We start from the raw sequence: 11,367 nt of genomic DNA, 5'->3' as shown, positions 1-11,367 counted from the left end.
TGCTGACGTAACGCTGATTATTTACCAATACTTCAATGCCGTGTGCGATTCTAACAGCAGTTTTCTTATTTTTCAAATTACGATACGCCATTTCGTATTATGAAATTTCCCTATGAGAATCTTGTGCGGCGCAACATCACTAAACCGTGGGAAACGAGGCGCAGCGCGCGCTGCGGCTTTATAATCCTGCTTTCCTCTCCAACCTGGTTAAATCATGCCTGCACAACTGATCGACGGAATCGCCCTCTCCCAAAAACTGCGCACGGAAATTGCTGCACGTGCTGCCGCCCTCACCGCCAAGGGCAAGCAGCCCGGCCTGGCCGTGATCATCGTCGGCGACGACCCGGCCAGCCATGTGTATGTGCGCAACAAGGTCAAGGCCTGCGAGGACGCCGGTTTCTATTCGTTGAAGGAACAATACCCTGCCGACATGACCGAGGCCGCCCTGTTGGAGCGCATCGCCGCGCTGAACGCCGATCCGGCCATCCACGGCATCCTGGTGCAGATGCCGCTGCCCAAGCATATCGACCCGCACAAGGTCATCGAGGCCATCTCCACCAAGAAGGACGTGGATGGCTACTCGGTGCTGAGCGCCGGCGAGCTGATGGCCGGCCTGGACGGCTTCCGCCCGTGCACGCCGTACGGCTGCATGAAGCTGATCGAAAGCACCGGCGTCAGCCTGCGCGGCAAGCACGCGGTCGTCATCGGCCGCAGCAACACCGTCGGCAAGCCGATGGCGCTGCTGCTCTTGCAAGCCAACGCCACCGTCACCATCTGCCACAGTGCGACGCCGGACCTGGGCCTGTACACCCGCCAGGCCGACATCGTTGTGGCCGCAACCGGCCGCCGCAACACGCTGACCGCTGATATGGTGAAGCCGGGCGCGATCGTCATCGACGTCGGCATCAACCGCGACGAGGCGGGCAAGCTGTGCGGCGACGTGGATTTCGCCGGCATCAAGGAAGTGGCTTCGCACATCACGCCGGTGCCGGGTGGCGTGGGTCCGATGACCATCACCATGCTGCTGATGAACACCGTCGAAGCGGCCGAGCGCACTTAAATAAACCATATCGTACCTATTGGACTCAAGATGACTGACCAAAATCCCCTGCTGGACTTTTCCGGACTGCCGCGTTTCGATGCGATCAAGCCCGAGCACGTCACCCCTGCCATCGACGATCTGCTGGCCAGGAGCCGCGCCGTGGTCGAGCAGTTGCAGGCGCCGTCGGAGCAAGTGACCTGGGACGGCTTCGTCACCCCGCTGGAAAACGCCACCGAACTGCTGGGCCGCGCCTGGGGCATCGTCAGCCATCTGAACAATGTGGTCGATACGCCTGAGCTGCGCGCCGTCTACAACGAGAACCAGCCCAAGGTCACCGAGTTCTGGACCGAGCTGGGCCAGAACGAGGCGCTGTTCGCCAAATACAAGGCGCTGCGCGCCTCGTCCGAGTTCGCCACGCTGGCGCCGGCGCGCAAGCGCATCATCGACAACGCCGTGCGCGACTTCCGCATGGGCGGCGCCGAGCTGCCGGCGGATAAGAAGGAACGCTTCGCCGAGATCCAGGAAGAGCACGCGTCGGTGTCGACGCGCTTCTCCGAAAACGTGCTCGACGCCACCAACGACTACAAGCTGCTGGTGGCCGACGAGGCCGACCTGGCCGGCCTGCCCGCCGACGTCAAGGCCGCCGCCCGCGCCGCGGCGGAAAAGGAAAGCAAGCAAGGCTACGAGTTCTCGCTGCACTTCCCGTCCTACTTCCCCATCCTGCAATTCGCCGACAAGCGCGAGCTGCGCGAGACCATCTACCGCGCCAACGCCACCAAGGCGTCCGAGCAGGGCGAGGTGTTCAGCAAGAAGGAAGACTGGGACAACACGCAAAACATCGTCACGCTGCTGAAGCTGCGCGACGAGGAAGCCAAGCTGCTGGGCTATAAAAACTTCGCCGAAGTGTCGCTGGTGCCGAAGATGGCCAAGTCGCCCGACGAAGTCATCGCCTTCCTGGAAGACCTGGCCAAACGCGCCCGTCCGTTCGCCGAGCAGGACCTGGCCGAACTGAAAAAATTCGCGCAGGACGAACTGGGCATAGCCGAACTGAAAGCCTGGGACATCCCCTACGCGTCCGAGAAACTGCAGGAGCGCCGCTACGCCTTCTCCGCGCAGGAAGTGAAGCAGTACTTCCCCGAGCACAAAGTGATCGACGGCCTGTTCCGCCTGATCCAGCAACTGTTCACCGTCGAGATCAAGCCGGACACCGCGCCGGTCTGGCACAAGGACGTGCGCTTCTTCCGCATCGAACGCAACGGCAAGCTGATCGGCCAGTTCTACCTCGACCTGTACGCGCGCGCCGGCAAGAGCGGCGGCGCCTGGATGGACGACGCGCGCGGCCGCCGCGCCGACGACAAGGCGGTGCAGACGCCGGTCGCCTACCTGACCTGCAACTTCACCGAGCCCGCCGTGGTCGACGGCAAGGTGCAGCCGTCGCTGTTCACGCACGACGAAGTGACCACGCTGTTCCACGAGTTCGGCCACGGCCTGCACCACATGCTGACCCAGGTCGACGAGCTGGGCGTGTCCGGCATCTCCGGCGTCGAGTGGGACGCGGTCGAGCTGCCGTCGCAGTTCATGGAAAACTTCTGCTGGGAGTGGGAAGTGCTGGAACACATGACGGCCCACGCCGTCACCGGCGAGCCGCTGCCGCGCGCGCTGTACGACAAGATGCTGGCCGCGAAGAATTTCCAGTCCGGCCTGCAGACCCTGCGCCAGGTCGAGTTCTCGCTGCTCGACATGCACCTGCACTACGACTACGACGCCAGCACCGGCAAGACCGTGCAGCAAGTCATCGACGAGGTGCGCGCCAAATTCGCGCTGGTCATTCCGCCCGCGTTCAACCGCTTCCAGAATTCCTTCGGCCACATCTTCTCCGGCGGCTACGCGGCCGGCTACTACAGCTACAAGTGGGCCGAGGTGCTGTCGGCCGACGCCTACGCGGCGTTCGAGGAAGCGCAGGCGCTGGGTCCGGACGCCGTCTCGGAAACCGGCAAGCGCTACCTGCGGGAGATCCTGTCGGTCGGCGGTTCGCGCCCCGCGCTGGAATCGTTCACCGCCTTCCGCGGCCGCGAGCCGAGCATCGACGCGCTGCTGCGTCACAGCGGCATGGCGGCCTGAGCATGAAGCGGCCGGCCGTGCCCGTGCTCGCCCTTGCGCTGCTGTGCTCAGGCACGGCCGGCGCGCAGGTCTTCAAGTGGAAGGACGACAAGGGCGTGACGCACTACAGCGACCAGCCGCCGCCGCCGAGCACGCCGGCCAGGACCAGGGTCGAAGTGAAATCGTTTACCACCGGCGGCGCGTCGGTGGAACTGCCGCCGGAACTGGCCGATGCCGTCCGCAATCGCCCGGTCACGCTGTACACCACGGCGGACTGCGGCGGCTGCAGCAACGGCCGCGCCATGCTGATGGCGCGCGGCATTCCCTTCCGCGAAAAAACCGTCGCCACGGCCGACGACCAGGCGGCCTTGAAGAAGGCCGGCAGCAACGGCCAGTTGCCGCTGTTGCTGGTGGGCCGCAGCAAGCTCACCGGCTTCGAGCAGGACAGCTGGGACGTGCTGCTGAGCGAGGCCGGCTATCCGGCCGAGAAGACCCTGCCGGTGAATTACCAGTACCCCGCGCCGGTCCCTGCGGCGCCACCACCGCCGCCTCCACCGGAGCAGCCGACACGCACAGAAATCGATGCTGTCAAGCCTCCGCCGCCGGTCAACGCGCCGCCGGGCTTCCAATTCTAAAAATCGGCGCACGGTAGCAACATCGGTGCCAGCGGTAACAATCAATTTCGAATAAACTGGAATCAAGCGGCGCCACGCCGCATGCACTTCCCTCTACAGAGCAGACCAGACAGCCATGACACGCATCGATTTCCACACCAACGTGCCGGACAAGATCGCCTATGCCTGCCGCCTCGTGCGCAAGGCATACGCGGCCAACAACCGCGTGGTGCTGATGGCCGAAGATGAGGCGCAACTGGCGGAACTTAACGCGGCGATGTGGACATTTTCCGCGACCGACTTCCTGCCGCACGTGCTTGCCGGCGATGCGCTCGCGCCCCATACTCCAATCATTCTCACCGACAACGATGAGGCGGAATTACCACACAAAGAATTATTGGTAAATTTGTCGCGCCGCGCACCTTCCGGGGTCGCGCAATTCGAGCGCATGATAGAAGTGATTTCCTCCGACGAGGATGATGCGGCTGCCGGCCGCAAGCGATACGTCGCATACAAGCAGCAAGACTACCCACTTACCCACTTTGTCACAGGAAAATCATGAGCCAAGCCCAATCGTTTGACGCCAGTATCCCTGTATTGACGGAAGTCCTGAAAGCCGAGCCGCTGGGCGAAGACCTGCTGCCAGGCGAGGCCGCTTCCGGTACACGCTCGACGCTGTCCAAGCGTTCCGAAATGGCCGCCGAGCTGGAGGCCGAAGCCATCGACGGCTGGAGCGAGGCGGAATGGGCGATGATGGAACACCGCCTGTCCGAGCGCATCATGCACCAGCTGCAGTCGCGCGTGGACTTCGTGCTGGAGCAGCGCATCAAGGACAGCATGGCCGAGGTGCTGAGCCACGCGCTGCACGACCTGACCAACGAGATCCGCATCGGCCTGCACGACACCATCGAAAAAATCGTCGCCCGCGCCGTGTCGCAGGAACTGACGCACCTGCAGGCGCAAAAAAAGTAGTTTCCCCGCCTCCCCCTCCTTGGCGGTTACCCCCCGGTAACCGCCAAAAGTTCAATTCCCTGCAATTCTCCCTTTGCGTAGCGAATAATTTGTTGTACCTTTTGGCCTTGCAGAAAAAATTCTGCGGCGTTCACGAGACACCGTTATTCAACCATTGGAGAATGTATATGCTGTTCAAGACGAAGTTCATTCCACTCGCCATCGCCCTGGCTTTCGCTGGCAGCGCCGGTGCGCAAGAAGTGATCAAGATCGGCCACGTCGCTCCGGTCTCCGGTCCTTCCGCTCACCTGGGCAAGGACAATGAAAACGGCGCCAAGATGGCGGTTGAAGAGTTGAATGCCAAGGGCATCAAGATCGGCGGCAAGCCGGTCAAGTTCGTGCTGGTGCTGGAAGACGACGGCGCCGATCCGAAACAGGGCACGGCGGTCGCGCAGAAGCTGGTCGACGCCAAGGTCAACGGCGTGATCGGCCACCTGAACTCGGGCACCACCATCCCCGCCTCGAAGATCTACTTCGACGCCGGCATTCCGGAAATCTCGCCGGCCACCACCCAGACCAAGTACACGCAGCAGGGCTTCAACTCGGCCTTCCGCGTGGTCGCCAACGACGCCAAGCTGGGCAGCGCGCTGGGCAGCTACGCCGTCGGCAAGATGGGCATCAAGAAAATCGCCGTCATCGACGACCGCACCGCCTACGGCCAGGGCGTGGCGGAGGAGTTCATCAAGGGCGCCAAGAAGGCGCTGCCCGGCGTGCAAATTGTCGGCAAGGAATTCACCACCGACAAGGCCACCGACTTCAACGCCATCCTGACCACCATCAAGGGCAAGAACCCCGACCTGGTGTTCTTCGGCGGCATGGACTCGGTAGGCGGCCCGCTGCTGCGCCAGATGAAGGCGCTGGGCATCCAGGCCAAGTACATGGGCGGCGACGGCCTGTGCACCGAATCGCTGCCGAAGCTGGCCGGCGAAGGCGCGGTCAAGGTCGTCACCTGCGCCGAAGCGGGCGGCGTCTCGCCCGAGCTGCAGAAGAATATGGACGACTTCCACGCCCGCTACAAGAAGAAGTACAACATGGACGTCCAGCTGTACGCGCCGTACGTGTACGACTCGGTGATGACGATGGCCGCCGCGATGCAGGCCGCCAACTCGGCCGAGCCGGCCAAGTACCTGCCGTTCCTGCAGAAGATCAAGTACCAGGGCGTGACCGGCCTGATCGAGTTCGACAACAAGGGCGACATCAAGGACGGCGCGCTGACGCTGTACAACTACGACAACGGCAGCAAGACCCGGATGTCGGTCATCAAGTAAGCCTCCTCGCACCAACGAAAAACGCGCCGGGTTCAGTCCCCCGGCGCGTTTTTTTTTGCGGCTGCGGCGTGGATTATTTCTGCGCCAGCACCCATTTCACCAAGGTTTTGGCTTCGGCGTCGCTCACCTGCGGATTGGCCGGCATCGGGATCGCGCCCCAGGCGCCGGAACCGCCTTTCATCACTTTGGTGACCAGCTTGGCTTCGGCGTCTTTCTGGCCGGCGTATTTGGCGGCCACATCCTTGTAGGCTGGGCCGACCAGCTTGGTGCTCACAGCGTGGCAAGCCAGGCAGTTCTTGGCTTTCGCCAGGTCCATGCCGGCATCGGCCATTGCGGCCTGCGACGCGAACGCCGACGCGACAACCATCCCAACCATCATCAAATTACGTTTCATTGTCTTCTCCATGGTAAGTCCTACTCAATTCCGCCAACAATTCTACCGTGTTTTTCCCCTACGCATTTAACGCCATATGGGATATCCGCGTTGACCGATAATGGAATATTGCTCCCTGCAAAGGCATTTTCTTTGTAAGATGACGTAACTGAAGGAGATGACCATGCCTATGATCCTGTTGATCGTGGTCCTGTGCGGACTGCGTTATTTTGAAGTGTGGAAGTTCGCCCTGCTGTCGTGGTGGTGGATTATCGGCCTGATGGTGTTTGCCTTCGCCTGGTTCGAATTCCTGGAACCCATGTTTGGCCTGGACAAACGCAAGGCCCACGACGAAGATGAAAAACGCCGCAAGGCGCGGGTGAAGCAAAACTTCGACAAAAAGCCCTGATATCGCCACACGGCGGGCGCTTTTACAATTCCATACAAATCTATTTCAGCCTACCTCTATGCAAGCCGCCGGCCGGTCCGGCAGGCCATCTTCCCGCCGCCGCACTATGAAGAAAAGCGAATTAAACTTTCCACACATCAACGTCAATCCCTAATTTGGCTGTTGCATCCGCGCCCTATGTGATTTTTGGCGAGTTTGTTGCTCGCTTCAGGTCACTAAGATAGGTTTGCTTATGCGGGCTTCGCATTTGCTTATCTGAATCTTGGTGTCGGATCGTCGGGGGGATGTATGAAAGGTTTGACAATTGCAAAACGGCTGGGCATGGGTTTTGGCCTGGTGGCGGTGTTTCTGCTGGTGGTTATCGCGCTGGGTCTGACCAGCATGCGGCAGATCCAGGACCGCATGGATGAAATAACCAAAATCAACGGAGTCGAGACCAAGCTGGCCCAGACCATGGACCTGACGGTGACCGAACGGGCGCTGGCGATGCGCAACCTGATCCTGCTGAAGGAAGACAAGGAAATCCAGATCGAGATCAAACGCATCGCCGAGCAGGAAAAGAAATATGCGGCGGCGCAAGAGCAGCTGGGACAAATGTTCCGGACGCAAAAGGAAACCTCGGACGAGGAAAGAACCCTGCTGGAACAGATCAGCAAGCAGGCCGTGGTGGCGGGCCCGTTCATCCAGCGCGCCGCAGCGCTGGCGCTGGAGCAAAAGCAGGACGAGGCGTACAAGCTGTTGCGCTATGAGTTCCGGCCTGTGCAAAAAGCCTGGTGGGAGCTGCTGCGCAAGCTGATCGCCGTCGAGGAAAAACAAAACATTGAAGGTACCGAGGCCGCGGCCGAAGCGTACCAGCAGGCCCGCACGGTGATGCTGATCATCGGCTCGCTGGCCCTGATCACCAGCGTGATCGCTGCGCTGCTGATCACCCGCGGCGTGGTGCGCCAGCTCGGCTGCGAACCCCACGAAGCGGCGGAAATCGCCGGCCAGATCGCCGCCGGCAACCTGGCGGTGCACATCGACATCCGCCAAGGCGACAAGACCAGCCTGCTGTTCGCGATGGAATCGATGCGCGAAAGCCTGGCGCAGATCGTCAAGCAAGTCCACACCAGCACCGAGACCATCGCCACCGCCGCCGGGCAGATCGCCTCCGGCAACCTGGACCTGTCGTCGCGCACCGAGCAGCAGGCCAGCACGCTGGAGGAAACCGCGTCGTCGATGGAAGAACTGACCAGCACCGTGCGCATCAACACCGACCACGCGCGGCAAGCCAACGGCCTGGCCGAATCGGCGTCCGACGTCGCGGCCAAGGGCGGCGCCGTGGTGGCCCAGGTGGTCGACACGATGGCCGCCATCAATGTCTCGGCGCGCAAGATCGTCGACATCATCGCCGTCATCGACGGCATCGCCTTCCAGACCAACATCCTGGCGCTGAACGCGGCGGTCGAAGCGGCCCGCGCCGGCGAACAGGGTCGCGGCTTCGCCGTGGTGGCGACCGAGGTGCGCAACCTGGCGCAGCGCTCGGCGGCGGCGGCCAAGGAAATCAAGGACCTGATCGGCGATTCGGTCGACAAGGTCGAAGCGGGCAACCGCCTGGTCGAGCAGGCCGGATCGACGATGCACGAGGTGGTCACGAGCGTCAAGCGCGTCACCGACATCATGTCCGAGATCATGGCGGCCAGCCAGGAGCAATCGGCCGGCATCGAGCAGATCAACGACGCCGTGACCCAGATGGACGACGTGGTGCAGCAAAACGCCGCGTTGGTCGAGGAAGCGGCTGCCGCCGCGCAGGCGATGCAGGAACAGGTCAACAGCCTGAACGAAGTGGTCGGCATCTTCCGTACCGACGCGATGGCCACGGCCGGCGCGCGGCGGCCGCTGGTGACAATGAGGGCGCCCGCACCTGCACCGCGCCTGACCAACAGCGCGGCACGCAAGCCGGCCGTGCGACCCAGGGCGACCGCACCGGCGGCGGCCGAATGGGAACAGTTCTAAGCCGCAGCGGGAGCCAACATCATGGGTAAGTTAGACAAAATCGGCGCTGACAGCGAGGCCGGGACGCCGCACATCTTCTGGCATGCCAGCCAGGTCACGGCGGAGACCCGCCTGCACCATGTCGGCCAGCATGCGGCCACCGTATGGTTGACCGGCTTGAGCGGCGCCGGCAAATCCACGCTGGCCTGCGCGCTGGAACGCCGGCTGATCGCCGACGGCCGCATGGCCTATGTGCTCGACGGCGACAACCTGCGCCACCACCTGAACCGCGACCTCGGTTTTTCGCCGACCGACCGGCAGGAAAACATCCGCCGCAGCGCCGAGGTGGCGCGGCTGATGAACGACGCAGGCCTGATCGTCATCTGCGCCTTCATCTCGCCGCTGCGCAGCGACCGCGCCATGGCGCGCGGCATCATCGGCGAGGACAACTTCGTCGAGACCTACGTCAGCACGCCGGGCGCGGTGTGCGAGGAACGCGATCCCAAGGGCTTGTACAAGAAGGCCCGGGCCGGACTGATACCCGAGTTCACCGGCATCTCGGCGCCGTACGAGGTGCCGCTGGAGCCGGCGATGTCGCTCGACACCGGCGAACTGTCGCTGGAGCTGGCCTGCGACCGGCTGTTCCAGCATCTGTCCCACCGCTTCCTCTGACGCCATGGACCAGCATCACTCCAGCACCGTTGCGGCGGTGGCTTATGACGTCTTCAACGGCGACGCCGACGGCATCTGCGCGCTGCACCAGATGCGGCTGCACGCCCCGGCCTACACCGCGCTGGTGACCGGCGTCAAGCGCGACATCGAGCTGCTGCGCAAGGTGCCCAGCCATGCCTGCGCCGGCGCCAGCGTGCTGGTGCTCGACATCTCGCTGGACGCCAACGCCGGCGAGCTGCGGCGCGTGCTCGACGCCGGCGCGCGCGTCGAATACTTCGACCACCATTCGGCCGACCAGGCATTCCTTCATCCCGCGCTGCGCCTGCATTGCAACGCCGCGCCCGACGTCTGCACCAGCATCCTGGTGGACCGCCACCTGGGCGGCCGCTATCGGCGCTGGGCGGTGACGGCGGCCTTCGGCGACAACCTGGAACCGGAGGCGCGGCAGCTGGCGCAAAGCCTGGCGCTGGACGACGCGGCCACCGCGGCGCTGGCCCAGCTGGGCCAGGCCATCAACTACAACGCCTATGGCGAATGCCTGGAAGACCTGCACATCGCGCCCGCCGCGCTGTACCGGGAGCTGAGCGGCTACGAGGATCCGTTCGACTTCATCGCCGCCAGCGACGCCTATCGCGGCCTGCTCGACGGTTATCGCGCAGACTGCGGCCTGCTGCGCGAACTGCGCCCGTACTGGGAAGAGCCGGGCGGCGCCATCTACGTGCTGCCGGCGGCGCCCTGGTCGCGCCGCATCAGCGGCGTGCTGGCCAACAGCCTCGCCGCGCGCCGCGACGGTTCGTCGTTCGCCGTGCTCAATGAACGGACGGACGGTTCCTACCTGGTCAGCGTGCGCTCCGGCGCGCCGGCGTTGTACAGCGCCTGCGGCCTGTGCCAGCAATTCGAAGGCGGCGGCGGCCGCGTTGCCGCCGCCGGCATCAACAGCCTGCCGCAGGGGGAACTGGGCCGCTTCATGGACCGCTTCCGCCATTACTTCGGCCTCTCGGCCGCACCTGCCGGCGACATCGGCCATGCATGCTGAACGCCATCCGCTGACAGCGGCTGAACCGCGCGCCGCCGGCCAGCATCAAGTGAGCCTGGCAACGCTGGCGCTGCTGTTCCTGCGCATCGGCTGCACCAGCATCGGCGGCTTCATGGCGATGGTGTCGATGACGCAGCACGTCATCGTCGAGCGCCGCCGCCTGCTGCCCGCCGCCGACCTGCTCGACGGCCTGGCGATGGCCTCGGTGCTGCCAGGTCCGGTGGCGATCAACGTCGTGGCCTACACCGGCTACCGGCTGCGCGGCGTCGCCGGCGCCTGCGTCGCCATGCTGTGCGCGGTGCTGCCGGCCTTCGCCTGCATCGTCGCGCTGGGCAGCCTGTATTTCCGCTTCGGCAGCATGGACATCGTGCGGCCGCTGTTTCAAGGGATCACACCGGCCATCGTCGCCGTCATCCTGGCCGCCGGCTGCCGCCTGTGGCGCGGCGCCGTGCACGACGGCCGCCAGGCCGCGCTGGGCATAGCAGCGGCGCTGGCGCTGACCATCGTGCCCGGCCTGCCGACCACGCTGGCCGTGATGGCGCTTGCCGCAGCGACAGGCTACATCTGGCGTCCGGCCGCGGTTGCGCCGGCGCCGTCCGTTGCGGTGCGTCCGGCCGATGGCGGTGCGTCGTCGGCGCGCGGCATCGGCGCCGCACTGGCGGGGCTGCTGCCGCCGCGGGCCTGGCTGTCGTGGCCCGGGGCGCCAAAGGGCCCGGGGGTTAAGCGGGGCCCCCGGGTGGCCCGCCGGGGCCGGGGTGCGTTTGGGGGCGGGGGCGGGCGATGGCGATCCCGCCGCCGCGCGGCGGCGTGGCGTCCGGCTCCCAGTCCGGCAGCACGTAGCGGCGCTTGCCGTCGACCGTGTGCAGGG

12 protein-coding genes are annotated in these 11,367 nt (G+C 64.3%); 11 read left to right on the top strand and 1 reads right to left on the bottom strand.

All coding sequences use genetic code 11. The features are described 5' to 3' along the window. The first annotated feature begins 214 nt into the window (after window positions 1-214). The 6 genes from folD (at window position 215) to ACCD07_RS20625 (ending at window position 6,035) form a co-directional block, all read left to right on the top strand. Window positions 215-1,060 (top strand): bifunctional methylenetetrahydrofolate dehydrogenase/methenyltetrahydrofolate cyclohydrolase FolD, encoded by an 846-nt coding sequence (gene folD, locus ACCD07_RS20650; protein ID WP_413448421.1) that lies wholly within the window; start codon window positions 215-217, stop codon window positions 1,058-1,060. 30 nt (window positions 1,061-1,090) lie between these two features. Beyond that, window positions 1,091-3,163 carry a M3 family metallopeptidase gene (locus ACCD07_RS20645; RefSeq protein WP_413448420.1) on the top strand — a complete coding sequence of 691 codons (2,073 nt, stop codon included), beginning with the start codon at window positions 1,091-1,093 and terminating at the stop codon, window positions 3,161-3,163. Window positions 3,164-3,165: 2 nt separating this feature from the next. Further along, window positions 3,166-3,777: a glutaredoxin family protein gene (locus ACCD07_RS20640; RefSeq protein ID WP_413448419.1), complete on the top strand. Its 612-nt coding sequence runs from the start codon at window positions 3,166-3,168 to the stop codon at window positions 3,775-3,777. 115 nt (window positions 3,778-3,892) lie between these two features. Continuing rightward, window positions 3,893-4,318: a DNA polymerase III subunit chi gene (locus ACCD07_RS20635; RefSeq protein ID WP_176652792.1), complete on the top strand. Its 426-nt coding sequence runs from the start codon at window positions 3,893-3,895 to the stop codon at window positions 4,316-4,318. Beyond that, window positions 4,315-4,728, top strand: a complete 414-nt coding sequence (locus tag ACCD07_RS20630; RefSeq protein ID WP_176652791.1) for a hypothetical protein — start codon at window positions 4,315-4,317, stop codon at window positions 4,726-4,728. The genes ACCD07_RS20635 and ACCD07_RS20630 overlap by 4 nt, the downstream gene beginning before the upstream one ends. Before the next feature lie 167 nt (window positions 4,729-4,895). After that, entirely contained in the window at window positions 4,896-6,035 is a 1,140-nt protein-coding gene (locus ACCD07_RS20625; protein ID WP_176652790.1) for a branched-chain amino acid ABC transporter substrate-binding protein, read from the top strand. A 73-nt stretch (window positions 6,036-6,108) separates the two neighbouring features. Here the strand turns inward: ACCD07_RS20625 and ACCD07_RS20620 are convergent, their stop codons facing one another. After that, entirely contained in the window at window positions 6,109-6,429 is a 321-nt protein-coding gene (locus tag ACCD07_RS20620; protein ID WP_116990534.1) for a c-type cytochrome, read from the bottom strand. A 163-nt stretch (window positions 6,430-6,592) separates the two neighbouring features. On the opposite strand from ACCD07_RS20620, the gene ACCD07_RS20615 reads away from it, so the two are divergent. From ACCD07_RS20615 to ACCD07_RS20595, 5 genes are all read left to right on the top strand, one after another. Next, window positions 6,593-6,817 (top strand): TIGR04438 family Trp-rich protein, encoded by a 225-nt coding sequence (locus tag ACCD07_RS20615; RefSeq protein WP_176652789.1) that lies wholly within the window; start codon window positions 6,593-6,595, stop codon window positions 6,815-6,817. 288 nt (window positions 6,818-7,105) lie between these two features. Further along, window positions 7,106-8,812: a methyl-accepting chemotaxis protein gene (locus tag ACCD07_RS20610; RefSeq protein ID WP_176652788.1), complete on the top strand. Its 1,707-nt coding sequence runs from the start codon at window positions 7,106-7,108 to the stop codon at window positions 8,810-8,812. 21 nt (window positions 8,813-8,833) lie between these two features. Next, window positions 8,834-9,463: an adenylyl-sulfate kinase gene (cysC, locus tag ACCD07_RS20605; RefSeq protein WP_176652787.1), complete on the top strand. Its 630-nt coding sequence runs from the start codon at window positions 8,834-8,836 to the stop codon at window positions 9,461-9,463. A gap of 4 nt (window positions 9,464-9,467) precedes the next feature. Beyond that, the gene (locus ACCD07_RS20600; RefSeq protein WP_176652786.1) at window positions 9,468-10,499 is read left to right on the top strand and encodes a hypothetical protein; all 1,032 of its coding nucleotides are present in this window, start codon (window positions 9,468-9,470) and stop codon (window positions 10,497-10,499) included. After that, the coding region (locus ACCD07_RS20595; RefSeq protein WP_413448418.1) for a chromate transporter at window positions 10,489-11,367 on the top strand (879 nt) is incomplete at its 3' end. The genes ACCD07_RS20600 and ACCD07_RS20595, both read left to right, overlap by 11 nt.

Origin of the sequence: Duganella sp. Dugasp56 (genome assembly GCF_047304105.1) — a bacterium.
GTDB classification, from domain to species: Bacteria; Pseudomonadota; Gammaproteobacteria; order Burkholderiales; family Burkholderiaceae_D; genus Rugamonas; species Rugamonas hordei.
This window is presented reverse-complemented; position numbering and strand designations above follow the sequence as displayed.